24 protein-coding genes, 1 tRNA gene and 1 riboswitch are annotated in these 25710 nt (G+C 68.9%); of the genes, 12 read left to right on the top strand and 13 right to left on the bottom strand.

Going from position 1 to position 25710, the window contains the following annotated elements:
- Positions 1-217 precede the first annotated feature (217 nt).
- Positions 218-1096 carry a LysR family transcriptional regulator gene (locus C3B61_RS03240; RefSeq protein ID WP_088455591.1) on the bottom strand — a complete coding sequence of 293 codons (879 nt, stop codon included), beginning with the start codon at positions 1094-1096 and terminating at the stop codon, positions 218-220.
- 141 nt (positions 1097-1237) lie between these two features.
- On the opposite strand from C3B61_RS03240, the gene alsS reads away from it, so the two are divergent.
- Together alsS and budA are read left to right on the top strand one after the other, a co-directional pair.
- Positions 1238-2968 carry an acetolactate synthase AlsS gene (gene alsS, locus C3B61_RS03235; protein ID WP_103459518.1) on the top strand — a complete coding sequence of 577 codons (1731 nt, stop codon included), beginning with the start codon at positions 1238-1240 and terminating at the stop codon, positions 2966-2968.
- Positions 2965-3696, top strand: coding sequence for an acetolactate decarboxylase (gene budA, locus C3B61_RS03230; protein ID WP_240632405.1), 732 nt, complete (start codon positions 2965-2967; stop codon positions 3694-3696). Before alsS ends, budA begins: the two co-directional genes overlap by 4 nt.
- A 52-nt stretch (positions 3697-3748) precedes the next feature.
- Here the strand turns inward: budA and C3B61_RS03225 are convergent.
- Positions 3749-3819 (bottom strand) — tRNA-Cys (locus C3B61_RS03225).
- Between the two features lie 176 nt (positions 3820-3995).
- On the opposite strand from C3B61_RS03225, the gene C3B61_RS03220 reads away from it, so the two are divergent.
- Positions 3996-4487 (top strand): DUF1801 domain-containing protein, encoded by a 492-nt coding sequence (locus tag C3B61_RS03220; protein WP_103459517.1) that lies wholly within the window; start codon positions 3996-3998, stop codon positions 4485-4487.
- A 159-nt stretch (positions 4488-4646) separates the two neighbouring features.
- On the opposite strand, the gene C3B61_RS03215 is transcribed toward C3B61_RS03220, so the two are convergent.
- From C3B61_RS03215 to C3B61_RS03200, 4 genes are all read right to left on the bottom strand, one after another.
- Positions 4647-5276 carry an MBL fold metallo-hydrolase gene (locus C3B61_RS03215; protein WP_208858764.1) on the bottom strand — a complete coding sequence of 210 codons (630 nt, stop codon included), beginning with the start codon at positions 5274-5276 and terminating at the stop codon, positions 4647-4649.
- Positions 5276-6370, bottom strand: a complete 1095-nt coding sequence (locus C3B61_RS03210; RefSeq protein ID WP_103459516.1) for an S-(hydroxymethyl)mycothiol dehydrogenase — start codon at positions 6368-6370, stop codon at positions 5276-5278. Before C3B61_RS03210 ends, C3B61_RS03215 begins: the two co-directional genes overlap by 1 nt.
- Positions 6371-6458: 88 nt before the next feature.
- Entirely contained in the window at positions 6459-7487 is a 1029-nt protein-coding gene (locus C3B61_RS03205) for a PHP domain-containing protein (protein ID WP_103459515.1), read from the bottom strand.
- 59 nt (positions 7488-7546) lie between these two features.
- Complete coding sequence (locus C3B61_RS03200; RefSeq protein ID WP_240632406.1) at positions 7547-7867, bottom strand: hypothetical protein; 321 nt, start codon at positions 7865-7867, stop codon at positions 7547-7549.
- 117 nt (positions 7868-7984) lie between these two features.
- On the opposite strand from C3B61_RS03200, the gene C3B61_RS03195 reads away from it, so the two are divergent.
- Positions 7985-8578: an HhH-GPD-type base excision DNA repair protein gene (locus C3B61_RS03195; RefSeq protein ID WP_103459514.1), complete on the top strand. Its 594-nt coding sequence runs from the start codon at positions 7985-7987 to the stop codon at positions 8576-8578.
- Between the two features lie 12 nt (positions 8579-8590).
- On the opposite strand, the gene C3B61_RS03190 is transcribed toward C3B61_RS03195, so the two are convergent.
- Complete coding sequence (locus C3B61_RS03190; protein ID WP_103459513.1) at positions 8591-9436, bottom strand: alpha/beta hydrolase; 846 nt, start codon at positions 9434-9436, stop codon at positions 8591-8593.
- A 163-nt stretch (positions 9437-9599) separates the two neighbouring features.
- On the opposite strand from C3B61_RS03190, the gene C3B61_RS03185 reads away from it, so the two are divergent.
- The 3 genes from C3B61_RS03185 (at position 9600) to C3B61_RS03175 (ending at position 12321) form a co-directional block, all read left to right on the top strand.
- Positions 9600-10316, top strand: a complete 717-nt coding sequence (locus C3B61_RS03185) for a DUF2461 domain-containing protein (RefSeq protein WP_103459651.1) — start codon at positions 9600-9602, stop codon at positions 10314-10316.
- A 92-nt stretch (positions 10317-10408) separates the two neighbouring features.
- On the top strand, positions 10409-10717 hold the full coding sequence (locus C3B61_RS03180) for a hypothetical protein (protein WP_088455599.1): 309 nt from the start codon (positions 10409-10411) through the stop codon (positions 10715-10717).
- A 77-nt stretch (positions 10718-10794) separates the two neighbouring features.
- Positions 10795-12321, top strand: a complete 1527-nt coding sequence (locus C3B61_RS03175; RefSeq protein ID WP_103459512.1) for an AMP-binding protein — start codon at positions 10795-10797, stop codon at positions 12319-12321.
- Here C3B61_RS03175 and C3B61_RS03170 read toward each other — a convergent pair.
- From C3B61_RS03170 to C3B61_RS03155, 4 genes are all read right to left on the bottom strand, one after another.
- Positions 12282-13997, bottom strand: a complete 1716-nt coding sequence (locus tag C3B61_RS03170) for an FAD-dependent monooxygenase (protein ID WP_103459511.1) — start codon at positions 13995-13997, stop codon at positions 12282-12284. The two genes, C3B61_RS03175 and C3B61_RS03170, sit on opposite strands and share 40 nt — an antisense overlap.
- Before the next feature lie 4 nt (positions 13998-14001).
- Positions 14002-14298, bottom strand: coding sequence for a toxin-antitoxin system YwqK family antitoxin (locus tag C3B61_RS03165; RefSeq protein ID WP_103459510.1), 297 nt, complete (start codon positions 14296-14298; stop codon positions 14002-14004).
- A gap of 95 nt (positions 14299-14393) precedes the next feature.
- On the bottom strand, positions 14394-15104 hold the full coding sequence (locus C3B61_RS03160) for an LON peptidase substrate-binding domain-containing protein (RefSeq protein WP_240632407.1): 711 nt from the start codon (positions 15102-15104) through the stop codon (positions 14394-14396).
- Between the two features lie 60 nt (positions 15105-15164).
- Positions 15165-15575: a GNAT family acetyltransferase gene (locus tag C3B61_RS03155; protein WP_103459509.1), complete on the bottom strand. Its 411-nt coding sequence runs from the start codon at positions 15573-15575 to the stop codon at positions 15165-15167.
- Positions 15576-15768: 193 nt separating this feature from the next.
- Between C3B61_RS03155 and C3B61_RS03150 the strand changes: the two genes are divergently transcribed.
- Both C3B61_RS03150 and C3B61_RS03145 read left to right on the top strand, forming a co-directional pair.
- Positions 15769-18393, top strand: coding sequence for a zinc ribbon domain-containing protein (locus tag C3B61_RS03150; RefSeq protein ID WP_133160216.1), 2625 nt, complete (start codon positions 15769-15771; stop codon positions 18391-18393).
- Between the two features lie 121 nt (positions 18394-18514).
- Positions 18515-19003 (top strand): GNAT family N-acetyltransferase, encoded by a 489-nt coding sequence (locus C3B61_RS03145; protein ID WP_103459507.1) that lies wholly within the window; start codon positions 18515-18517, stop codon positions 19001-19003.
- On the opposite strand, the gene C3B61_RS03140 is transcribed toward C3B61_RS03145, so the two are convergent.
- Positions 18949-19857: an HNH endonuclease signature motif containing protein gene (locus C3B61_RS03140; protein ID WP_103459506.1), complete on the bottom strand. Its 909-nt coding sequence runs from the start codon at positions 19855-19857 to the stop codon at positions 18949-18951. The two genes, C3B61_RS03145 and C3B61_RS03140, sit on opposite strands and share 55 nt — an antisense overlap.
- Before the next feature lie 45 nt (positions 19858-19902).
- On the bottom strand, positions 19903-20601 hold the full coding sequence (locus tag C3B61_RS03135) for a hypothetical protein (RefSeq protein ID WP_103459505.1): 699 nt from the start codon (positions 20599-20601) through the stop codon (positions 19903-19905).
- Between the two features lie 183 nt (positions 20602-20784).
- Positions 20785-20883, top strand: a riboswitch (glycine riboswitch).
- Positions 20884-21092: 209 nt separating this feature from the next.
- Between C3B61_RS03135 and gcvT the strand changes: the two genes are divergently transcribed.
- The 3 genes from gcvT to gcvP all read left to right on the top strand — a co-directional run bounded on the left by gcvT (position 21093) and on the right by gcvP (position 25704).
- Positions 21093-22271 (top strand): glycine cleavage system aminomethyltransferase GcvT, encoded by a 1179-nt coding sequence (gene gcvT / locus C3B61_RS03130; RefSeq protein WP_103459504.1) that lies wholly within the window; start codon positions 21093-21095, stop codon positions 22269-22271.
- A gap of 125 nt (positions 22272-22396) precedes the next feature.
- The gene (gcvH, locus tag C3B61_RS03125; protein ID WP_088455608.1) at positions 22397-22768 is read left to right on the top strand and encodes a glycine cleavage system protein GcvH; all 372 of its coding nucleotides are present in this window, start codon (positions 22397-22399) and stop codon (positions 22766-22768) included.
- Positions 22769-22806: 38 nt separating this feature from the next.
- Complete coding sequence (gene gcvP / locus C3B61_RS03120; protein WP_103459503.1) at positions 22807-25704, top strand: aminomethyl-transferring glycine dehydrogenase; 2898 nt, start codon at positions 22807-22809, stop codon at positions 25702-25704.
- Positions 25705-25710: the final 6 nt, after the last annotated feature.

The following is a 25710-nucleotide window of genomic DNA, read 5'->3' as shown; positions in this document are numbered from 1 at the left end:
AGGTCGTCCCAGTCCACGGGCACACCGCATCACGCCGGTCACCACGAGTGGGCGAGCGCGCTTCAACTGTTGCCCGTGCGGACATGTGCGCCCGGTGCGCCGGGCGCAGATGTCCGCTTCGGGAACAGTCGGTGGGCCGGGTGGGCCGGGCATCGGTGGCCGGGGCGGGGCGGGGCGAGGGTGGGTCGGGCGGGCATCGGCGGGCCGGGAGGCGGGGCTACTCGCCGGAGAGGGCCAGGTTGACGAAGGCGCGCACTGCCGCGGAGGCCCGGCGCTTGCGGGAGGCAGCGAGGTAGACGGTGAAGTCGGGTACGTGCGCCACCGGGATGCGGCGCACGTTGAGCGCATCGTGTGCGGCGAACTCGGGCAGCAGCGCAACACCGAGGCCGTTGGTCACGTATTCGGCGGCGGTGCCGATGTCGGAGACCTCGATCATCACCCGCCGCTCCACTCCGGCGGCGACAAAGGCGTCGTCCACGATCTGCCGGCTCGCGTAGCCCGGCGGCAGATCGATGAACTCCTCGTCGCCGACGTCGGCCAGGTCCACGCCGGCGGCTCCGGCCAGCGGATGCCCCGCGGGCACCACGAGGACCATCGGGGAGGACGCGATCGGCACCGCCGACAGCGTCGCTGGCACCGCTCCGCTGAGAGCCAGGAAGGCCAGGTCCAGCTCGCCGCTGGCCAGCTCGTCGACGAGATCGGCCGAGCCGCGCCGCGCCGCGCGCAGCCGCACCCCCACACCCGGGTGCCCGGTGCGGAAGAGCCCGAGCAGCCGTGGCACGTTCACGAGTGTCACCGAGGTCATCAGGCCGATCACGATGGAGCCGGTGATGGCCTGGGTGGACTGCTGGGCGACATCCCGCACCTCGTTGACGGCGTCGAGGGCGCCGCGCACTTTGGGCAGCAGCAGTTCACCGGTAGAGGTGAGCCGGATCTGCCGGCGGCTGCGGTCGAACAGTTCCACGCCGAGCTCGCTCTCGAGCGAACGCACCCCGGCCGACACCGCGGACTGCGCGATGGTGAGCCGCTCGGCCGCCCGGGTGAAGTTGAGCTCGCCGGCGACGGCGCTGAAGAATTCAAGCTGCCTGAGATCCATGCCACCCATCCTCCCACCTCTCATCTGAGAAGCAGATGATTGGCATCCGGTATCGGCGTTGTTCTATATCGGTCGAGCGGGCAGGGTAGAACGAGACGCCGGTTCACACCACGGCGTCACCCGCACTACAGGAGGCACGGCATGACTCAGAATTCATCGGTCCCGGACGAGTCGGTCAACGGCACCGCCTTCGGCTCCTCAGCACTCGGCTCGCCCCGCCGGGCCGGCGACCGCGTCGTCGAATGCCTCGAGGCCTACGGCGTCAAGTGGATCTTCGGCGTCCCCGGCGCGAAGATCGACCCCGTCTACGACGCCCTCCTCGACGGCGGTCCGCAGCTGATCGTGGTGCGCCACGAACAGAACGCCGCCTTCATGGCCGCCGCCGTCGGCCGGCTCACCGGCGAACCCGGCGTCGTGCTGGTCACGAGCGGACCCGGCACCGCCAACCTCGCCACGGGCCTGCTCACCGCCACCACCGAGGGTGACCCCCTGGTCGCGATCTGCGGCGCGGTTTCCCGCGGCGACAGGCTCAAGCGCACCCACCAGTCGATGGATGCTGTCGGCATGCTCTCCGCCGTCACCAAGTCCGCCGGCGAGGTGAGCGTCGCCGACAACGTGCCGGAGGCCATCGCCAACGCGTTCCGCCAAGCCACCCAGGAACCCAAGGGCGCCGCGGCCGTGGTGTTGCCCTACGACGTTCTCACCGACTCCACCACTGTGTCGATGACCACCCCGCACTGGGTCCCTCAGCTCGGCGCGGCCCCGGCCGCCAGCATCAGCCAGGCCGCCCAACTGCTCAAGGACGCCCAGTTCCCGGTGATCCTCGCCGGTGCCCGCGCCGGCTCCGACCGGGCCGTCGCCGCGCTGCACCGCCTGCTCGGCGCTGCCGCGCTGCCCGTCGTGGAGACCTTCCAGGCCGCCGGCGTGATCTCCCACGACCTCGAGGAGCACTACCTCGGCCGGGTCGGCCTGTTCCGCAACCAGCCCGGCGACGTTCTGCTGCACAAGGCCGACCTGATCCTGGCCATCGGCTACGACTTCGTCGAATACGAACCCTCCAAGTGGAACAAGGATCACCTGCGCCGCATCATCCACCTGGACGAACTGTCGGCCGACCTTGACGACTATTACCGGCCCACCGTCGAACTGCGCGGTGACGTGGCCGAGACGATGGATGCGCTCGCCAGCCAGATCGATGGGCTCACCCTGTCGGCATCCGCCTCGGCGGTCGTCGCCACCGAGCGCGCCCGCCTGGCCGAGGCCGACCAGCCCGTCCACCGTGACGACGAGTCGGAGGGCGTGCACCCCGCCGAGCTGACCCTGGCGATGCGGGCCCTGCTGCCCGACGACACCACGGTGCTCTGCGATGTGGGTTCGCACTACATCTACATGGCCCGGCACTTCCGCACCTACCACCCGCGCACCCTGCTGTTCTCGAACGGCCAGCAAACTCTTGGTGTGGCACTGCCCTGGGCGATCGCCGCGACGCTGGTGCGCCCCGGCACCCCGGTGGTCTCGGTGTCCGGCGACGGCGGGTTCCTCTACTCCGCCATGGAGCTGGAGACCGCGGTGCGGCTCGGCTCCAAATTCACCCACATCATCTTCAACGACGGCACTTACGACATGGTCGCCTTCCAGCAGCAGGGCAAGTACGGCCGCACCTCCGGCGTGCAGCTCGGCGACTACGACGCCGTGAAGTACGCCGAGTCGTTCGGCGCCCACGGTTACCGGGTCACCCACCTCGACGACTTCGCCGCGGTGCTCGAGCAGGCCATGAACGACGACGGCCCGAGCATCATCGACGTGCGGGTGGACTACCGCAACAATCGCGATGAACTGATGGCCGACCTGGAAAGTGACGTGCTGCTGTGACCAACATCACCGTGTCCAGGCACGAGATCTTCCAGACCAGCCTGATGAGCGCGCTGCTCGACGGCGTCTACGAAGGTGAGATGACGGTGCGCGACCTGCTCGGCCACGGCAGCTTCGGCATCGGCACGTTCAACGGCCTCGACGGGGAGATGCTCATCGTCGACGGCAAGTGTTATCAGCTGCGCGCCGACGGCGGGGTGACCAAGCCCGACCTGGGCGCGTACACCCCGTACGCAGTGGTGACGAACTTCGTGCCGCACATCGAGAGCCGGCTGCCCGACAATATCGTGCGCGCCGAGGCATCCGCGTTCATCGACCACATGACGGCATCCGAGAACTACATGTACGCGCTGCGTATCGACGGCGACTTCGAGTGGATCCGGATGCGCACCGTCGTGAAGCAGCAGAAGCCGTACCGGCCGATGGTGGAGGCGACCGACGAAGATGCCATCGTCGAGCTGCACAACGTGTCCGGCTCCCTGGTCGGCTTCCGCACCCCGCTCTACGAGCAGGGCATCGGCGTGCCCGGCTGCCACACCCACTTCATCACCGACGACCGCACCGGCGGCGGCCACGTGCTCGACTTCAAGCTCAAGAGCGGCAGCGCGGCGCTCTGCCTGGGCACCGACCTGCGCCTGCAGCTGCCCCTGACGGACGCGTTCCGCGACGCCAACCTGTCGCCGGACGACCTCGCCCGGCAGCTGGCCAAGACCGAGCAGCACGCCTGACTCGCGCGTCGCGGCGCGCGCCGGGGTCGCTCCAGAGGCCCCGGCGCAGGCGACGCGGTGGCGGGAATCGAACCCGCGTAGACAGCTTTGCAGGCTGCTCCCTGGCCTCTCGGGCACACCGCGACTGAGGCGCCGAACCGGTGTCGAGTTGCTGCCGATTCGCTGCCGTCCTGACTAGGTTCGCGGAAGAAAGGCCACATCAACAGCAGTATTACGAAGGAAGTCGGGTACTCGACGGAACATCCGCTTGGCATCGCTGGTCACTGGTCGTATTCGTGGCCCGGCGCTACCGTAGGGGCATGGCAACAGGAACCCCCGCCGACCGCACCGACCACCAGGCCGCCGACCGCGAGGTGCGCGCCTTCGTCGACGCCGTCCCCGGCGCCACCCGGCGGCGGGATGCCGAGGCCCTCCTGACGATGTTCGGGCGCATCACGGGGGAGCCGGCACGGTTGTGGTACTCGTCGATCATCGGCTTCGGTCAGTACCACTACAAGTACGAGAGCGGGCGGGAGGGCGACGCGGGCGCGGCGGGCTTCTCACCGCGCAAGGCGTCGATGTCGATCTACTTTCCCGACGGACTGGGCGCCTACACCGACGAGCTCGCTCGGCTCGGACCGCACAAGGCCGCACTGAGCTGCCTGTATGTCACCAACCTCGACAAGGTCGACCTGGACGTGCTCGAGCAGATGGTCACGACGTCGTATCGCGCGGTGACCGCAGGCGAGTACTTTGGGCACCGGGCTCGGGAGTCGGAGGGCGGCCGCGCCGACCCCCACCGGCCGGAGTAGCTTGCGCCGCCTATTCGTGGGCACGAGTTGCCGCAAAGTGCCCCATCCCAGGCTCCGAATGGGCGTTATGCGGCAAGTCGGCGAGAATCTCGTCGCGAGATGCCGAAAAATGCCCCTGGGGAGGCATCCAAGAGGCATTTCGCGGCAACTCGCGGGCTGTCAGTGGCCGCGCGCGATCCAGTCGGGCAGGTCGGGGGCCTCGGCGCCGATCGAGGTCGACTCGCCGTGGCCGGTGTTCACGACGGTCTGGGCGGGCAGGGTCAGCAGCTTCGTCGTGATCGACTCGATGATGGTCGGGAAGTCGCTGTACGACCGTCCGGTCGCGCCCGGCCCGCCGTGGAAGAGGGTGTCCCCGCTGAACAGCGTGTCGAACGCGGGCGCGTAGAAGCACACCGAGCCGGGGGAGTGACCCGGCGTGTGGATGACCTGCAGCTCGATCCCGGCCACCTCGATGGTGTCGCCGTCGGCGAGCTCGCGGTTCGGCGCGGCATCCGGGTAGACGACGTCCCAGAGCATGTGGTCGTGCGGGTTCAGGTAGACCGGTGCGTCCGTGACTGCAGCCACTGCACCGGCTGCGCCGATGTGGTCGTTGTGCGCGTGGGTGCTCAGGATGCCGAGCAGCCGGCGCTCGCCGACCGCCGCGAGGATCGCGTCGGCGTTGTGGGCGGCGTCGATGACGACACACTCGGTGTCATCGCCGACGATCCAGACGTTGTTCTCCAACGCCCAGCTGCCGCCGTCCAGGTCGAAGGTGCCCTCGGTGACGAGGTGCTCGATGCGCGCGCCCATCAGAGCACCACCACCGAACGCAGCACGTCGCCGGACGCCATCTTGGCGAACGCCGCCTCGATCTGATCGATGCGGATGCGTTCGCTGACGAACTCCGCCAGCGGCAGACGTCCCTGCAGGTAGAGCTCGGTGAGCATCGGGAAGTCCCGCTCCGGCAGGCAATCGCCGTACCAGGAGGACTTCAGCGAGCCACCGCGGCCGAACACATCGGCAAGGGGGATCTCGAGCATCATCTCCGGTGTCGGCACGCCGACCAGCACCACGGTGCCGGCAAGGTCGCGGGCGTAGAACGCCTGCCGCCAGGTCTCCGGGCGACCGACGGCGTCGATGACGACATCGGCGCCGAAGCCGCCGGTGAGCGCCTGCACGGCCGCGACCACGCCGTCTTCGTCGAGCCCGGCGGAGTCGATGGTGTGGGTTGCGCCGAACTCGGTGGCCTTGGCCAGCTTCTTGGCGTCACGGTCGATCGCGATGATGGTGCTCGCGCCGGCCAGCTTCGCGCCGACCACAGCGGCGTCGCCGACACCACCGCAACCGATCACGGCCACGGAATCGCCGGCGGCGACATTGCCGGTGTTCATGGCGGCGCCGATGCCGGCCATGATGCCGCAGCCCAGCAGCCCGACCGCGGCGGGGTCGGCCTCCGGGTTGACCTTGGTGCACTGACGTTCGTGCACGAGGGTCTTCTCGGCGAACGCGCCGATACCCAGTGCCGGGCTGAGCTCGGTGCCATCGACCAGGGTCATCTTCTGGCTGGCGTTGAAGGTGTTGAAGCAGTACCAGGGTTCGGCGCGCTTGCAGGCCCGGCAGTCGCCGCAGACGGCCCGCCAGTTGAGCACCACGAAGTCGCCGACGGCCACGTGGGTGACGCCGGCGCCGATGATGCTCACCCGGCCGGCGGCCTCGTGGCCGAGCAGGAACGGGAAGTCGTCGCTGATGCCGCCCTCCTTGTAGTGGAAGTCGGTGTGACAGACCCCGCAGGTATCGATGTCGACGACGACCTCACCGGGGCCGGGGTCGGGGATGACGATGTCGGTGAGCTCCACGGGAGCCCCCTTCGAACGGGCGATCGCGCCTTGAACGGTGATGGGCATGGAGCTCCTCGTGAGTTGCCGGGGCAGCCGATGTGGCAGACCTCCAACCTAGCGAAGCATCCTGACCGGGCGCTGGCCGGCGGGTCGCTCAGCGGGCGGCTCGCGACCAGTCCAGCAGTTTCTCGACCGGCCAGGTGTTGACGATCCGCTCGGCGGGCACCCCGTTCGCCGCGGCGCGTTCGGCGCCGTAGGCCAGGAAGTCCAGGTGCCCGGGGGCATGGGCGTCGCTGTCGATGCTGAACAGACAGCCGGCCGCGAGGGCCTGAGCCATGAGGTCGTCCGGCGGGTCCTGGCGTTCCGGCCGGGAGTTGATCTCGACTGCCACGGCGTTCTCGGCGCACGCGGCGAACACCCGCTCGGCGTCGAAGCTCGACGGCGGCCGGGTGCCGCGCGACCCTGTCACGAGACGCCCGGTGCAGTGGCCGAGCACGTTGGTGTGCGGGTTGCGGATGCCGGCGAGCATCCTCGGGGTCATGCTCAGCGAGTCGGCGCGCAGCTTGGAGTGCACGCTGGCGACGACGACATCCAGCCGGGCCAACAGCGCAGGGTCCTGGTCGAGCTCGCCGTTCTCGAGGATGTCGACCTCGATGCCGCTGAGCAGCCTGACCGGGTCGGGTGAGGATGCCGCGTCCGCGTTGATGTCGGCGACCACACCGAGCTGCTGCATCAGCCGGTCCGCGGTCAGGCCGTGCGCGACCGTGAGGCTCGGCGAATGGTCGGTCAGCGTCAGGTACTCCCGGCCCAGCATCCGCGCCGTGGCTACCATGAGCTCGATGGACGTGGCGCCGTCCGACCAGTCACTGTGCGTGTGCAGGTCGCCGCGAACCACCGCGAGCAGCTCGCGGCCGCCGGTGGCCAATGGGTCTGCGCCGCTCCGTCGCAGGTTGTCCAGGTAGTCGGGCAGGCCGTACAGCGACTGGGAGATCACCTCGGCCGTGCGGCCGCCGATACCCTTCATCGCCCGCAGCCGGCCGTCGTGCACCCGATCGGCGAGCTCCACCGGGTTGAGGTCGCTGATGAGCGAGGCGGCTCGTCGGAACGCCTGCACCTTGAAATTCGGGGCGAGGCCTCGTTCCAGCCAGAAGGCGATCTCGCTGAGGGCATCCACGGCATCCATGCAGCCATGATCGGCCCGAACCGGCAGAAACGGGAGCCCGCCCGTCGACGAAACCGGAGTCAGACCACGTCGAAGTGGGCCACCGTGAGTTCGCGGTCGATGAGGAAGGAGTCGTCCTGCGGATAGAAGACCGCCAGTTCGATGTCCTCGCCGGCGAAGGCGACGATATCGGCGTAAGCGCGCCAGAACGAGATCGTGCGCACCTCGCACCGACCGTCGCGCAGGTCGCGGAACACCATCGCGGCGCCGAGATTGCCCCGGGTGGACCTGTAATCGGCCAGCCCGGTGCGTTCCATGTAGGCCGTGTATGAGGCGCGGTCGGACGGTCTGATCCACCCGGTCCAACTGCGCATCACGCTGCCAGCGGGGATATCGAACATGACGGCTCCTGTCCGCCGGATTTGCGCCGGCTATCGCCATGCTGGCAGCGCGATCTGCCGCTGCCAACCCGAGTCGGCCGTCCAGCGAATCTGTCTCGACGGTGCGAGAATGCTCTGATGACGCTGCACATCACCGGCGATACCGCCGCAGACGCCCTACTCAGTGACGACCCGTTCGCGCTGCTGCTCGGCATGTTGCTCGATCAGCAGATCGCCATGGAGGCCGCCTTTGCGGGACCGGCGAAGATCCGGGACCGGATCGGCACCCTCGACCCGTCGGCGATCGCCGGATACGACCCCGATGAATTCGCCGCGATCTTCAAGCAGACCCCGGCCGTGCACCGTTTCCCGGGCTCCATGGCCACCCGGGTGCAGACGATAGCGGACGTCGTCGCCCAGGACTGGAACGGTGACGCCGCCGCCATCTGGACCGCCCCCGGTTCCGACGGGGCCGCCCCCGACGGCGCCGAGGTGCTGCGCCGCCTCAAGGCGCTGCCCGGCTTCGGTGAGCAGAAGGCCAAGATCTTCCTGGCGCTGCTCGGCAAACGGCTCGGCGTCACCGCAGCCGGCTGGCGCGAGGCATCCGCCCCGTACGGCGAGGACGGCTCGCTGCGGTCGGTGGCCGACATCGTCGACCCGGAATCGCTCGCCAGGGTGCGCGAGAGCAAACGGGCCGCGAAGGCCGCCGCGAAGGAATCCGCGGGCAGGTAGCAGGGCCAGCCGTCAGGCCAGCTCGGCACGACGGATGTGTGCGGTGCTGGCGTGCGTCACCGCCCAGTCCAGCGCGTAGTCGGCGACGGCCTCCCAGCCGGGTTCACCGCAGGTCCAGTGCGACCGACCGGGAAACTCGTGGAACTGGGTCAGCGCCGCGGACTTGCGGTAGTGGTCGGCGTTGGACTTGTTCACCGACGCCGGCATGATGTGGTCCGCGCCGCCGGCGATGAACAGCAGCGGGGCCCGGTCGTCGAACGCGTAATCCACCCAGGTTTCTTGCTTGCCCGGCTTGAAGTTGGCGATCAACCCATATGCCCACACCCAGTTGCCCGGTGCGGGGATGTGGTAGCGCTCGTACACGGCGTCGGAGTCTTCTCGGCTCAGCGTGTTGGCGAAGACGTAGTGGAACTGCTCTGCCGTGTACCCGACAGCCCGGTGGTAGTTGGCCGGGTTGTTGAGGATCGGGAAGAACGACCGGATCTGCGACGGCGGGGTGACCCGCACTCCCTCGGTCGGCGCCGAGTTGATGGCGACGGATGCCGCGCCCAACCCCCGGGCGGTGAGGAGCTGGGTGAGGGTTCCACCGAAGGAGTGGCCCATGAGTATCGGGGGAGTCTCGAGCGCACCGATGACCGCAGCGAGGTGATCGACGGTCTCGGGCACGGTCAGGTCGGCGATGATCTCGGGGTTCTCGCGCAGGGCCTCGACCTCGATCTCGAAGCCCGGATAGGTGGGGGTGATCACCCGAAAGCCCTTGGCCTCGTAGTAGGGAACCCAGAGTTCCCAGCTTCGGGGCGTCATCCAGAGCCCGTGGATGAGCACGATGGTGTCGGGGGATGCCGGTTCGCTGGTCATGATTGTCCCTTCGGGAGCCGATTGAGGTGGGGCCGGAGGTGCCAGATGGCGTAGATGGAGTGAATTTAGTCCGGTGTGCCGGGGCGTTCAAGGCGGCCGGCACAAGATCGGGCTCGGAGGTGGCCGCGAGACAATGGACTGACGTGATCGAAGGAGCGTGCAGGTGGGTCCCCATTTCAGCGAGCAGGCGTTCGACTTTCTCGAGGAGCTCGAACACCGCAACAACCGTGAGTGGTTCGAGGAGCACAAGGGCGTCTACGAGGCCGAGCTGAAGGCCCGGATGCTCGAGGTGATCGAGGCGATCAACCTGCAGTTGGCGGGGTTCGCGCCCGACTATCTGCGGCCGGCGCCGAAGGCGATGCTGCGGATCTACCGCGACGTGCGGTTCTCGAACGACAAGACCCCGTACAAGACCCATCTGGCGGCGAACTGGCCCCGGCAGGGCCTGGAGAAGGCCGGCGGCGCCGGATTCTTCCTGCAGGTGGGGGTGCACGGCGTGATGGTGGCCGCCGGCGCCTACTCTCCGGGCTCGCCCCAGTTGCACGCGATCCGCGAGTACCTGCTCGACCACCATGACCAGATGCGCAGCCTGCTCGCCGACGCGTCGCTGGCCAGGCTGGCGGAGCCGTTGGCCGGCCGGCCGCTCATTCGCGGCCCCAAGGGTTTTCCCGCCGAGCATCCGGCCGCCGACCTGCTTCGCGTGCGCAGCTGGGCACTGTTCGCACAGCTGCCCGGGGAGTCTGCCCTCACGGACGGCTTCGTCGATACCGTCGTCGAACGGTTCAGGGTGCTGGCGCCCCTGGTTGATTTTCTCAACATTCCGCTGGCGAGTGCCACCCCCCTGGAGCTGGAGGCGGCCGCCGGACGACGCCGCGGCTGATTGTCGCCCACCGGCGCATCGGATGCACGAGAATGGGAGCGATGAGTGGTCGCGGCCGAACCGGTCCAACGGACCCTCGAAGGAGCTCCACAGTGAACGATCCCCGCGCCAAGATGGACGGCAACCGCCTCCTCGCCATGGGCGCCCCCCAGGCGGACTGGACGAAGGCGCCCGGCCGGGTACCCGGCTTCTGGGTTGCCCTGCTCGGGCTCGTCGTCGCCGTGGTGTACCCGGTCCCGGCCTTGGTCATCGGCGCCGTCGGCCTCTACTTCACCATGCAGGCCTACAGGGTCATTCCCGCGGGAGCCAGAGGTCGGGGCCTCACCGTGGCGGCGCTGGCGCTGGCCGGAGCGACGCTCGCTGTCGTGGCGCTGCGGATCGTCCTCGCCCTGCTGCGCTGACCGCCCTGGTTCTGTGACCGCCCTGTTGCTGTGGCCGGCCCCTATGCCGGGCGACCGAGCAGGAGTTCTATGGGGGCATGACGGCAGGATCAAACGCCTCAGACCCCGCGCCGGCGCGGCCCCCGCTTGACACAGACTCCGCGTCCTTCGTGGTGCGGTCGACTCTGGTCGACTACGGGCAGGTCTATGCGGAGTTCAGCTGGGACCGGGTGCGACAGGTGCTGTCGGGGCTGCCGGACGGCCGGGGTGTCAACATCGCCCACGAAGCCGTGGACCGCCACGCTGCCGGAGCGCTCGCCGGACACGATGCGCTGCGGTTCGTGCGCACCGACGGCACCACTCACCCGCTCAGCTACGCCGAGCTCGCCGAACAAACCGGACGCTTCGCCAGTGTGCTGCAGCGGTTGGGAATCGAGCGGGCGGACAGGGTCTTCTCCCTCTGCGGACGCATACCCGAACTCTTCGTGGCCGCTTTGGGCACCCTCAAGAACGGCAGCGTGTTCTGCCCGATGTTCTCCGGCTTCGACCCCGAGCAGGGGCGGCAACGACTCAAGCGCGGCTCTGGGCGGGCGCTCGTGACCACCCGCGAGCTGTACCGAGAAACCGTCGCGCCGGTGCGGGCAGAACTGCCCGAGCTGGTGCAGGTCCTCCTCATCGATGCCGACGGAGAACCGGACCCCGGCACCGTCGACCTGGTCGCGCTGATGCGCGATGCCCCGCCGTACGGCGACATCATGGCGATGCAGTCGGAGGACATGGCCATGCTCCACTTCACCAGCGGCACGACGGGTCCGCCCAAAGGTGTGGTGCACGTGCATGATGCCGTCGCCTCGCTCTATGTCGCCGGGCTCTACGCCCTCGGCCTGCACCCGAAGGACGTCTATTGGAGCACTGCGGACCCCGGCTGGGTCAGCGGCAATTCGCATGGCGTGATCACGCCGTTGGTCCACGGGGCGACAGTCTTGATCGTGGAGGGAGAGCCCGACGCCGAGCGCACCTACAGTGTGCTCGCCGACCAGCGGGTGACGGTCTGGTACACCACACCGTCAGTGCTCCGGATGCTCATGGCGGCCGGCCCCGCGCTCGCGGCCGCCCATGATCTCAGGGCGTTGCGCCACGTGGCCAGCGGTGGTGAACCGCTCGATGCCGAGGTCTTCGCCTGGGCCCAGGAGACGTTCGGGCGGCCGGTGCACGATACCTGGCGGCAGACCGAGACCGGTGGCATCATGCTCGCGAATTTCCCGGGCAGTCCGATTCGGCCCGGCGCGCTCGGCCGGCCGCTACCCGGGGTGCAGGCCGCCGTGCTGCTCACCGACGCCGACGGGCGGTTCGTGCGCGGGGACGACGGCGGGGTGGTGTTGGTCACCGAACCGGGTGCCATCGGCGAGCTCGCCTTTCGCGCCGACTGGCCTTCGATGTTCCGCGGCTACCTGCGGGATGACGCCCGGTACCGGCGACGCTTCGTCGGAGGCTGGTACCTCACGGGCGACCTGGTGCGGCGGGACGCCGATGGCTACTACTGGTTCATCGGTCGAGGAGCAGACCCCGCCGAGCCCGCCCCCGGTCAGGGCGGGAGCGGTCGAGCACCGAACCCCAGGAGGTAGGCCTCGGCGCCGTCAAGGTCGGAGCCGTCAGCGCGGTAGCCGACGTAGCCGTCCCAACGCACCAGATACTGGGCCAGGCCGGATCGTCGGCGCGAGACGGCGGCGGCGCGTGGAGCGGCCGACCAGCGGGATCGCGGTGCGGACGGGGTCAGTTCCACGGTGAGCAGGTGCGCCCAGCGGGCCTGAAACTCCCGCACCCTTGCATCGGGCCACTCAGTGGCCGGCCCGCAGAGCAGCATCCGGAACACCGGCGGGCCCGGTGCCGCGCCGTGACCGGCGGCTGCGGTCCTGACGGAAGTCACCGGCACCGCGCCCATCCCGGGCTGGGGGAATCTCTCGCCCGGCCGCGGCCCCCGGTCGAGGCTGGGGACCCCGTCCACCGATAGCGAGCTGCGCCGGTAGTGGATGCCCAGTTCGGAGATCAGCCGAAAGCCGGTGCGGCGTGCCATCCGGCTGCGCAGCAGCAATGCGGCCACCGGCACGGCCGGGCCGGCCCGCAGGCCACGCAGCACGGGGTGCTGGCTGGTCGCCACCGTGAAGGCACGGTTGGTGCCGGCCAGCACCGAGCGGGCCACCGGCAGTCGTTCCTGCTCGTAGCTCCCGAGCAGCGCCGGGTCGGCGGCGCCCCGGCAGACCAGGGCGAGTTTCCAGCCGAGGTTCACGGCATCCTGGATGCCGGTGTTCATGCCCTGGGCGCCGGCCGGGCTGTGGATGTGAGCCGCATCGCCGGCCAGGAACACCCTGCCGCGCGCGAACGTATCGGCGAGCCGACTGCTGATGGTGAATTCGGTGAGCCAAACCGGGTGGTGCAGCACGATGGTGTCCCGGGTGTACCGGGTGACGGCCGCCTGCGCGAGGGCCAGGGTGACGGGGCCGGTGCGGCTGCCCGGCGGTAGCATCACCAGCAGCCGCCAGCCGGCCGGCGAGCCGAGAGGAAACAGGAACAGCGGACCGGCTCCGGACAGGTAGACGTGCACCCGGCCGGGTTCCAGACCGTCGGCCTCCAGATCGGCGAGGAGGAAGCGCTGCGGGAAGGCTCGACCGGAGAAACCGATGCCGGCCAGGTGCCGGGTCGCGCTGTGCGCGCCGTCACAGCCCACCACATAGCGGGTGCGTACCGTCCTAGGCGGCACGCCGGGGGAGTCGAGGGTGCAGGTGACCCCGTGATCGTCCTGGCTCAGGCCCGTCAGGGTGAGACCCCGGCGGATGCCGACGCCCGCGCTGGCCAGGCGGTCGACGAGCACTCGTTCGGTGCCGGCCTGAGAGAGGAACAGCAGGAACGGGAAGCGCGTGTCACCGAGTGCCTCGTCGCACAGGGCCTCGTCGAACAGGGACACGGCGTGAGCGGGCGCAGCGCTCGGGCTGCCGCGGCGGCGGCGGCGTCCGCGCCCGTGCAGCAGCAGCGTCCCGGTCGGGTTGCCGGCGCTAACGAGGTCGTCCGCGAGGCCGTTGCGGGCGAGGACCTCGAGGGTGCGTGCCTGGATAGCCAGCGCGCGGGACTCGTGCGCTGCATCCGCTGCCTTGTCGACGATCATCGCGGTGACCCCGTGGGTGTGCAGCTCTCGGGCGAGGACGAGCCCGGTGGGCCCGGCGCCCACGATCAGGACATCGGCGTCGAATATTGTGCCGGTGCCGGTGCCGGTGCCGGTGCCGGTGCCGATCCGGTTTCCGGCCATGTCATCACCGGGTGGCAGGGTCCGCGGGGCTGGTGCCCGGGGTCGACCGGTCGAACGAGGTCTCCTTCACGAGGCGCCCGGTGCGGTCCCAGGTGCGCCACAAGCCCACCTGGTGACCCAGGTCGAACTCCCCGGAACGCATCAGCGAACCGTCGAGACGGAACCACTCCCAGTGTCCGTGGAGTTTGCCGTCGAGTTCAAAGCCGCTGGCCTTGACCGACCCATCGGGGAAGCGGTCGTGGCGGGGGATCGGGAAGCCGACGGACCGTGAGAACGAGGGGGAGGACGATTGAGAGGGCATGCCCCCATGCTGCCCCGGAATGCTCCAGCGCTCAACGGCGCGCGACGGTACACCGCCCGCACTGATGACGAGCCGGCCGCGGTCGCTCGCGAGGGTCAGGCGTTCGGGTCGTCAGGGTCCAGGTCATCCGTGTTCAAGTCATCCGCGTCCAGCTCACCGGGGCCGGGCACCCTGTACGCGTCGGCGGCCGCTTCGGTGTGGTCGAAAATCGCCCGAAGCAGGCCGGCCATGCTGGTGGACCGCAACATGGCGACCTGGTCGAGCGGACCCACCGGGGCGATGCCGGCCAGCTGCCAGGCGGCCTCGACGGGGTCCTCGGACAGGGCGACGTTGGCCGACCAAGCATCGTCGGTGAACTCGCTGGCCAGCGACAGGGTACGACGCACGGTCTGCTCGGCGAGCACCCGCAGCGGGGTGAGGGCGTCGTCCCAGACCAGGGCGGGCAGCTCCCGCACCACGGCCTGCGGGTAGGGGGCGTCCTGGCGCCACTCGATCACCTCGATGCGCCGGTCTCCCTGCGCGACGAGGCCGACGAACCCCTCCGGCGCCACCAGCTCGAGCACCTGCGCCACTGTCCCGGTACTGAACGGGTGCTCGCCACCGCCCACTTCCTGGCCGCGTTCGATGAGGACCACACCGAACTCCGCGGGCTCCGATTCGAGGATGCTCGCCAGCATCATGAGGTAGCGCTCCTCGAACACCCTCAACTGCAACGGCATGTAGGGGAAGAGCACCGAACCGAGCGGGAACATCGGCAGGCCGGTGGCGCCGACGGGCTCGTCGGGTGAGCTCCCCTGATTCGACATGACCCCAGCGAATCACGCTCCCGGTGGAAAACCAAGCACCCCGGCTGCCGGGGAGTGAGATCAGTCGAGCCGTTTCGCGACAACGCGCACGTGGGCATCCGCATAGCCGAGCCGGTCGTAGAAACCGGTGACGGCGGTGTTGCTCTCTCGCACCATGAGCTGCAGCTTGACGGCGCCGCGTTCCACCAGCCAGGCTTCGGCGGCCTGCATCAGCCGGCGACCGAGGCCCATGCCGCGCTCGGGCACGGCGACGGCCAGGTAGTAGACCCAGCCGCGGTGGCCATCGTGGCCGACCATCACGGTGCCGACCAGTCTGCCGTCGCGAAAGGCACCGAGCACAGTCGATGTCGATCCGTCCAGCGCGCGATGGAGGTCGGTGGCGGGCGGATTCCACGGGCGGGTGAGGCCGGCTTCCTCCCAGAGGGTGGTCACGGCCTCGAGATCGGCGGGGGTGACGTCCGTGATGTGCATTGGTCCATTGTGCCGGTGCCGAGTGGCGTTCCGATCGTTACACGGGGAACGGACTTGGCCGCTGGCCAGCTGTTTGTTTGCGATACGCTTCGAAACGATAACTGGGGGAAGCATGAATAATTCACAATTGGGTGGGAATCCCGATTCCGGAGACGATTCCGGAACGGGCACAGACAATACAGACCAAAGCGCGGTGGCAACTGAGCCGGCCGCTGCAGCAGAACCGGCAGCAGAACCGACTGCAGATCCGGCCGCTGCGCCGCCCGCGCCGGCTGAGCCGGTCGCGGCTCCGTACGGTACTCCGGGTGCCACGCTGCCGACCATACCGGCGCCGACCGGACCGACCGTCGGCACCCGCGTCGCCTCGATGGTGCGGGGCATCCCGGCCGAACGGTTCATCGCCGCCGCGATCGCCCCGGTAGTCGTCTACGCCGCCACCTGGCTGTTGGCGCTGGTGTTCACCCTGCTGGTGTTCGTCGCCGCCGCTGACGCATCCCTCGATTGGGGACTGGCCTTCCAGGCGCCCGCTCAGATCGTTGGCCTGGCCGTTGCCGGCACGCTCACCATCGGCGCCACGGTGATGGGGATCTCGGCCGCCGTCTCCGTGCTCTGGCTTCCGCTGCTGGTCACCGCCTTCCTGATCATCGCCACCGCATTCGTGGCCCGCAGGGAAGAACGGATCGCGCCGAGCCGGACGCGCGGCATCCGCTGGTTGCTGTCGGCGCTCAGCGGTGTGGTGCTGGCGATTCTTGTCGTCATCGTCGCGGCCGTCACACCGCTCACCTATGTGCTCGGTGACGGTTCCGAAAGCTACTTGGGATTCACGACCGCAACCGGGACCGCGACGTCGGCGTCATTCACGGCATTCCTGGGCGCTGTGGTTCTGGGCACCCTCGCCTCGTATGTCGCCCGGGCCCGGGTGGCCCGCGGGGCCGCCGGCATCACGCCTGCCATCGTGGCACCGGCCGCCACCACCGTGTTCGCATCCGTGCGGTCGACGCTGCCGGTCGTCGGGCTGCACCTCGGTGTGCTCGCCGTTCTGGTCACCGCAGGACTGCTGGTCTGGTCCGTGGTCAACGGCGGCGTCAACGCTCTCCTGACGGCGTTCTTCTGGCTTCCGACCGCTGTGGTCGACGGCCTCGGCTTCGTGAACTTAGCACCGCTCACGTTCGGTGGTTCTTTGGTCGCCCTGGGTGGGCTGACCGGTTCGTCGAACAGCTTCTGGATGCCCGCTGAGCTGCCCGCCTGGGCCACTGTGCTGATCCTGGTGGCCAACCTTCTGCTCATCCTGGTCACGGGTACCGTGCTGCGTCTTCGTCGCGGGCAGCTGAGGTTGTCTGCGGCCATGTCGTGGGTGACCACGGTGGTGTCGTTCGCTGTCGCGGGCATCGTCATCTCGATTGTGGGTGCCATCGCCGGCTGGACGAGCGTCGACACGGCCGGCGCAGGCGAGAGCCTCGACGGCCTTCTCGCGGGTGCCGGTTCCCTGATCGAAGGGGCTGCTGCTGCCTCCGGCGTCGTCGGGCTGGCCGCGTGGACATTCATCGTCTTCGCCGCGCTGGGTGCCCTCGTCGAGGTCGTCGCGGTCTTCGCGGCCCCGACCCTGGTGCAGCTCCTCCCCGCCACCGTCCTCACCCGGTCGGCCAGGATCACCGGACCGGTCGGCGTGCCGTTCGCGGTGCCCGGTACGTATGTGCTGCCGGAGCCGACCAAGGTTCCCGTCGCCAGCGCCGCTCCCGGCGCAACCAGAGAGCCCGTCGGCTCTGGGGAGCCCGCCGTGGTCCTGCCCCAGCATGATGGTGTTGCCGCGACCGTGCCGATGACCCCGGAGAAGAAGCGTCGGGTGCGGATTGTGCTCGGCGCCGTCGGGGCCGGTGTCGTCGTCGTGCTCGGCGCATCCATCGCCGTTTCGATCGTCAATCAGATGGTCTACAGCCCGCAGAACCAGGTGGAAAGCTACCTCGACGCGCTCGTGGCCGGTGACGCATCGGCTGCCGTGGCGATCGGTGATGTCGACGGCTCCGGGGAGCAGGGGGTGCTGCTCACCGACAAGGTGCTGAAGGCGACCGAGGGCCGGATCAGCGGATTCACGATCACCGATGTCAGCACCACAGGCGATACCGCCACGGTGACTGCCGACGTCGATCTGGACGGGGTCAAGGAGGATGCGAGCTACACGTTGACGAAGTCCGGGAAGACGGCCCTGTTCTTCGATAATTGGACCCTGGACCCGGTCTGGCTGCCGACGGTGTCGGTCTCCGTCGCGCCGGGTATCGAATCGGTCGATGTCAACGGCACCGTCATCGAGCTGACCAGTGAAGTCCAGGAGTCCGGTTATCTGGAGGTTCTCGCTTTCGCCGGAGATTATGTCATCGGCAGTGCAGGGGACGCCGAGTGGCTTGCAGCCGAGCCGCAGACGGTCCAGGTCGGAATGGTTGTTTCATCAGGTAGTGCGCAGTTGAAGCTCGAACCGACGGCGAAGTTCACCTCGTCCATTGATGAGCAGGTGGCGGAATATCTCGCCGGCTGCGCGGCGCAAAAGGTGCTGAATGCCGACGACTGCCCGATTTATGTGTTCGATTACGGCACCATCACCGATGTCGTCTGGACCATCGATGAGCCGGCCGTTACGTCGTTGGGCAACTCGTACAAGAACGAGTGGTACCTCGCCACGGAAGATCGCGGCTCGGCGACCGTGACCTACACGAACACTGACTATCGGGGCCAGGCGTCGCCGGAAACGGCAACCATGAATTTCTCGGTCAATGGGACCGTGAAGATGGTCGACGGCGCTCCGGTCTTCTCGAACAGCTACTAACCGGCCAAGGCATCGGCACACACGCCCGGATCGCCACCGCCCACCTGTCGTGGGCGGCGGCGGTCCGGGCGTGCGGCATTTCGGGCCCGCGCTGACAAACGTGCACTGGCATGCTGGATGGATGACTGAGTCAGTTTTCGACCTACCAGGCGGACCATTCACCCTGCGACGGGCGCTCGCTGAGGACGTGCCCGCGATCATCGGCCTGCTCGCCGACGACCACCTGCGATCCGCTGAGGAATCCACCGCGGCGCAGGATCTGGCGCCCTACCTGGCTGCCTTCACCGCGATCGACGAAGCGGCAGACCAACTGCTCGTTGTCGTCGACGATCCCGCCGGGAAGGTGGTGGCCACTCAACAGCTCACGGTGCTGCCCGGGCTCGCCCGGTCCGGGGCGACTCGGTTGCAGATCGAGGCGGTGCGCGTGAGCGCCGCCCTGCGCGGCAACGGCCTCGGCAGCGAGATGCTGACCTGGGCGGTTGAGTACGGGCGCGGACGCGGATGTCGGCTGGTACAGCTCACCTCCGACGCCTCCCGTCTCGACGCTCACCGCTTCTACGAGCGCCTCGGCTTCGCCTCCTCCCACGTGGGTTTCAAGCTGCTCCTGTAGCCTCGTTGGCTGCTCCTCCAGCTTCTAGAACGGCGGGTTCTCGGGCACCGGCGGGGTCGGCTTCCGACTCGGCCGCTGCCGGGGCATCGGGTAGGTCTCGTCGGCGGGCCGCTTCCGGGTTTCGGCCCGACGACCGGCGGCTGTGGTCGGGGTGGGCCGATCGGGTTGGCCGGGTCGGTGCGGTAGCTGCGTTTCCCGGGGGAGGTCCAGTGCAGGATCCCGCCGGGTTCCTGGGTGACCCGCCACTGGCTGAGGTGTTTGAGGCGGTGGTGGGGTTCGCAGAGGTGGGCGAGGTTGTCGCAGTCGGTGTTGCCGCCGCCGGCCCAGGGGTGGGTGTGGTCGACGTCGCTGGTCACCGCGGGGCGGGAGCAGCCCGGGAACCGGCAGGTTTCATCGCGGACCCGCAGGTACTTTTTCATGGCCTTGGTGTTCTTGTGCTGGGTCTTTCCCAGCGAGAGCACCACCCCGGTTTCCGGGTGGGTCAGCAGCCGGGTGAAGCTCGGTGCGTGCCCGGCGATCTCCCGTGCGACCTCCGGGGAGATGGGCCCGTACCCTTCGAGGGTGGCGGGTTCCTCGTCCAACCCCAGCAGGGTGAGCACGGGCACGGTGATCATGACCGTGCCGCGGATGCCGGCGCCCATCCCGTCGGGCGTGATGCCGTCCAGCAGCAGGGCGGCGGTGATATCGGCGCGGAGCTGGTCGAGGGTGCGAGTCGGGGAGTCCTCGGCCGTGTCCTGTGCGCGGCCGAAGGCTGCGCCGCTGTGACCCGTTACTGCGCTGCCGCCGCTGCTGCTGGCGCCATCGGTCTGGTCGGGCGGGGTCGGGTCGCCGAGGTGCGTGAGCTTCACGGCCATGCCGTTGATGCGGTCGTAGGCGGCCTTGGTGTCGTGGGCGGTGCCCTACCAGTGCAACCAGGCCATCCCGTCCGGGGCGGCCTCCCAGTACGAACGCCGGTCGGCCAGCGCGTTCCGGTGCCGGGTCACGATCGATTCCGGGTGCAGTCGCTCCCGCAATCGGCGCGCCTTGTCACGGAACCGGCCCACCGGCAGGCGTTTCGCCTCGGGCAGCACCTTCTCTTCGAACGCCGCCTGGCCCCCGTCGGGCAGGGTGAGCAGCTGGCCGAGCAGGGTGGTGGCGTGTCGGTAGCTGATCTCCCCTCTCGAGAACGTCGCCGGTGCGTAGGAGCTGAGGAACCGGGCTTCGTCCAGTTGCCGGTCGATGGTGCGCTCGGCCACCCGGGTCAGGCACGCCGTCTCGCTCACGATGGTGCGCCGGGCGACCTCCCGGTCGTCCCACCGGTTGTACGCGGCGGCGCGGGCCTGGTCCTCGGTCAGGTGGGTCGCGTTGTCGTCGGCGAGGCGGATGTTCGCCGGGTTGCCGCGCAACCGGGAAGCGACCTGGGGTTGTTCGCTCCAGTCCTGCAGGTCCAGCAGGTGCTCGATCCGGCGGGCCTGGGCCCGGGCGATGAGGCGGTCATCGGCCGCGATCCGTTCGGTGTGCCGGACCAGATCGGCCTGGACACGGTCGTCCAGGGTGGGCTCCGGAGAGTAGTCGTCATCGTCCGGAGCGGGCGGTAGTACCTCGTCAGCGATACTCATACTGAGATCGTCTCACCTACCACCGACACCGCACCGAGTGCGCCACGCACCCGGCCGACGGGATCCGCGAACCGTGAGAAAAGCCCCAGACTCCGCCGAATTCTGGGGCAAAGCTCACAGTTCGCGGGGCGCGCTGGTCGGATAGACTTCATCCGCAGGACAATCAACTGAAAATCGGGCCACACGGTCGATGCGGGAGAGTTCGACGTCGTAGAGACGAGCGAACACCGAAGGAGCAATCCTCCCCGACAATCTCTCAGGTACTCGTACCGCATCGAACGGGCCACTCTGAAAAGCGGACGAGCACAGCGCGTCCGGGCCTCGCGTCAGCGGGATCCGGTCAGAACTGCCAAGTCCCGCCCACGGTGAAAGCCGGCGCACGCGCCGGTGAAGCTCTCAGGCCAGACGACAGAGGGGGAGTTCCCAACGGGGTTCGAACGAGCCCCGGAGCAACTCGTCCGGCATCTGCCCGGCGACGAACCGGAGAACTCATGACCTCGGCCAGCCCTGACCCCACCTCCTCCTCGAACGAGCCCTCCTCGAACGCCGCCGCCGCGACCGAACGCTTCTCGCCACTGCACGCCGCCCACGTCGCCGCCGGCGCCAGCTTCACCGACTTCGCCGGCTGGCAGATGCCCGTGCGCTACTCCAGCGACCTCGCCGAGCACCACGCAGTACGCAAGACCGCCGGACTCTTCGACCTGTCGCACATGGCCGAGATCCGGGTCAGCGGCCCGCAGGCCGGCGAGTTCCTCGACCACGCCCTGGCCGGTCAGCTCTCGGTCATCGACCTTATGCAGGCCAAATACAGCCTGCTCCTCAACTCACGCGGCGGTATCATCGACGACCTCGTCGTCTACCGCACCGGCGAGACCGACTTCCTCGTGGTCGCCAACGCCGGCAACCACGACCAGGCCTTGGACGCACTCACCGCGCGTGCCGCGCGTTTTGACGTCGCCGTCACGGATGAGAGCGACGACACCGCCCTCATCGCCGTGCAGGGCCCCAACGCCCTCGCCATCGTGCAGTCCACCGCCGGGCTCACCATCGACGGCGACCTCACGGGCCTCCGCTACTACCGCGCCCTCGCGGCCACGTTCGCGGGCACGCCGGTGCTCATCGCCCGCACCGGCTACACCGGCGAGGACGGCTTCGAGATCTACCTGCCGGGCGTCGCCGCCCTCGCCCTCTGGGACGCCATCGTAGTCGCCGGCGTGCCGCACGACCTGGTTCCGGCCGGGCTCGCCAGCCGCGACACCCTGCGCCTCGAAGCCGGCATGCCGCTCTACGGCCACGAGCTGACCACTTCGACGTACCCCGCCCAGGCGGGCCTGGGCCGGGTCGTCAACCTCGCCAAGCCGACCGACTTCGTGGGTCGCACCGCCAGCGAAGAGGGTCCGTCCGGCGATGCGCCCGTACTCGTCGGCCTGGTCTCGGCCGGCAAGCGTGCCGGCCGCGCCGGCTACCGGATCTTCCGCAGCACCGACGCCACCGAAGCGGAGGGTGTCATCACGAGTGGCGCGCTGTCGCCCACGCTCGGCTACCCGATCGCCATGGCCTACCTGCCGCCGACGCTGGCCCGACTAGACACCGAGGTGTTCATCGACGTCCGCGGCACCCGCGCGCCGGCCACGGTCATCGCTCTGCCGTTCTACAAGCGCCGCAAGTAGCGCACTCCACGCGGATGGCCCGGCTTCGGGCATCCGCTCACCCGATGTCGCCACAGCGCGCATCGCCCCGCACTGATCAACCCCGTACTGATCAACCCCGTGATCATCCCCTTGAGAGGAACCCCATGGCAGACAAGACCGAACTGCAGTACACCGCCGAGCACGAGTGGGTGCTCGTCGACGGCGACACCGCCACCGTCGGCATCACCGCCTACGCCGCCGACAAGCTCGGTGACGTGGTCTTCGTGGAACTCCCCGAGGTGGGCAGCGCCCTCGCCGCGGGCACCGTCGTCGGCGAGATCGAGTCGACCAAGTCGGTGGGTGAACTCTTCGCCCCCATCGACGGCACCGTCGCCGAGATCAACGACGCCGTCGTCGACAGCCCCGAACTCGTCAACAGCGACCCGCTCGGCGAGGGCTGGCTCATCAAGATCACCTTCGAGACCCTCCCGGCGCTGCTCAGCTACGCCGAATACACCGCCATCACCGGCGAATAAGCACCACCGAACCAGACCCCGGAAAGAGCCTTCCCCACATGTCGCAGCCCTTCACCCAGCGTCACATCGGCACGGATGCCGACGCGCAGTCCCGCATGCTGGCCGTCCTCGGCCAGGACAGCGTCGAGTCGCTCGTCAACGCGGCCGTTCCGGCCTCCATCCAGGTCGAGCAGTTCCGCACCCGCGGCGACAGCACCCTGCCGCCGGCTGCGACCGAGCGAGAGGCCATCCAGGAGCTGCGCGGCCTGGCCGACAAGAACACCGTGAAGCGCTCGATGATCGGGCTTGGCTATTACGACACGATCACGCCCGCCGTGATCAAGCGCAACGTGCTGGAGAACCCGAGCTGGTACACCGCGTACACGCCATACCAGCCGGAAATCAGCCAGGGCCGCCTAGAGGCCATCATCAACTTCCAGACCATGGTCGCCGATCTCACCGGCATGGCCACCGCCAACGGGTCGATGCTCGACGAATCCACCGCCGTGGTCGAGGGCATGCTGCTGGCCCGCCGCGCCTCCAAGTCGCCGTCGAACCGGTTCATCGTCGACGCGGATGCGCTGCCCCAGACCCACGCGCTGCTCGGCAACCGCGCGCACGCGCTCGGCATCGAACTGACCGTGCTACCCCTGGACGAGAACACCACCGCCGAGGACCTCGGCGACTACTTCGGCATCTTCGTGCAGTACCCGGGAGCCTCCGGCCGCGTCTGGAACCCCGCCGGCGTGATCGCACTCGCGCACGAGAACAAGGCCCTGGCCATTGTCGCCGCCGACCTGCTCGCGCTCGCTCTGATCGTTTCACCCGGCGAACTCGGCGCCGACGTGGCCGTGGGCACCAGCCAGCGCTTCGGCGTGCCGATGGGCTTCGGCGGACCGCACGCCGGCTACCTCGCCGTGCGCAAGGGCCTGGAGCGCCAGATGCCCGGTCGCCTCGTGGGCGTGAGCGTCGACGCCGCCGGCCACCCCGCTTACAGGCTGTCGCTGCAGGTGCGCGAGCAGCACATCCGTCGTGACAAGGCCACCTCGAACATCTGCACCGCTCAGGTGCTGCTGGCCGTCATGGCCGGTATGTACGCGGTGTACCACGGGCCGGATGGCCTCAAAAAGATCGCAGGCGCCGTGGCCTGGCACGCGGACCGGCTCGCCGGCTACCTCGAGGACCTCGACATCGAGCTGGTTCACGCCGACTTCTTCGACACCCTGCAGGCCCGCGTGCCCGGCCGGGCCCAGGCCGTGGTGGACAACGCGCGGGACCTCGGCGTCAACCTGTGGCTGGTGGACCAGGACACCGTCGGCGTCTCCGTCGACGAGACCACCACACACACCGACATCCACCGGGTCGCCCAGGCCTTCGGGGGCCCGGAATCGCGCAACTTCGCCTTCGTCGCGAACTCCAACAGCCGGCTGCGCGACGACCTGGCCCGCACCAGCGACTACCTCACCCACGCCGTGTTCAACACCCACCGCTCGGAGACGAGCATGATGCGTTACCTCAAGCGCCTCGCCGACTACGACTACGCACTGGACCGCGGCATGATCCCGCTGGGCTCCTGCACCATGAAGCTCAACGCCGCCACCGAGATGGAGGCCGTCACCTGGCCCGAGTTCGGCGGACTGCACCCGTTCGCTCCGCGCGCCGACGTCGAGGGCTACCTCGAACTCATCCGCCAGCTCGAAACCTGGCTCACCGACGTCACCGGCTACGACACCGTGTCGCTGCAGCCGAACGCCGGCAGCCAGGGCGAACTCGCAGGACTCCTCGCCATCCGCGGTTTTCACCTCGCCAACGGCGACGTGGACCGCACGGTCTGCTTGATCCCGTCCAGTGCCCACGGCACCAACGCCGCCTCCGCGGTCCTCGCCGGCATGCGCGTCGTCGTCGTGGCCTGCGACGAGCTTGGCAACGTGGACCTCGACGACCTGAATGCCAAGATCGCCCTGCACGCCGAGACCCTCGCCGCGCTGATGATCACCTACCCCTCCACCCACGGCGTGTACGAGCACGAGGTCGGCACGATCTGCGCCGCCGTGCACGCCGCCGGCGGCCAGGTCTATGTGGACGGCGCCAACCTCAACGCGCTGCTCGGCTTCGCTCGCTTCGGCGACTTCGGCGGCGATGTGTCGCACCTGAACCTGCACAAGACCTTTTGCATCCCGCACGGCGGGGGAGGACCCGGCGTCGGACCTGTCGCGGCCAAGGCGCACCTGGCCCCGTTCCTGCCCGGGCACCCGCTCGCGCAGGACGATGAGCACTACCTGCTCGGCAGCACCGGTACCGAAACCGTCGTCCACGGTGGCGGACCCGTCTCGGCCGCGCCCTACGGCAGCCCGAGCATCCTGCCCATCTCGTGGGCCTACGTGCGGATGATGGGCGCCGACGGGCTCAAGCAGGCCACCGGTGCCGCGGTGCTCGCCGCGAATTACGTGGCCAAGCAGCTCAGCGGCCACTACCCGGTGCTCTACGCCGGCGACAACGGTTTGGTCGCGCACGAGTGCATCCTGGACCTCCGCCCGCTCACCGCGGCCACCGGGGTCACCGTCGACGACGTGGCCAAGCGCCTCGTCGACTACGGTTTCCACGCGCCCACGATGAGCTTCCCGGTCGCGGGCACCCTGATGGTGGAGCCCACCGAGAGCGAGGACCTCGGCGAGATCGACAGGTTCATCGAGGCCATGATCGGCATCAAGGCCGAGGCGGATGCCGTCGCCGCCGGCACCTGGCCGGCCGACGACAACCCGCTGCGGAACGCCCCGCACACCGCCCAGTCGGTGATCGAAGGGGAGTGGACGCATCCGTACGACCGCGAAACCGCGGTCTACCCGGTGCGCACCCTGATCCGCAACAAGTACTGGGCGCCGGTGCGTCGCATCGACAACGCTTACGGCGACCGCAACCTGGTCTGCGCCTGCCCGCCGCCCGAGGCGTTCGAGTAACCCCGG

Source organism: Cryobacterium zongtaii (genome assembly GCF_002909375.1).
GTDB lineage: Bacteria > Actinomycetota > Actinomycetes > Actinomycetales > Microbacteriaceae > Cryobacterium > Cryobacterium zongtaii.
The sequence above is the reverse complement of the archived record's forward strand: the minus strand, read 5'-3'. Positions and strand labels throughout refer to the sequence as shown.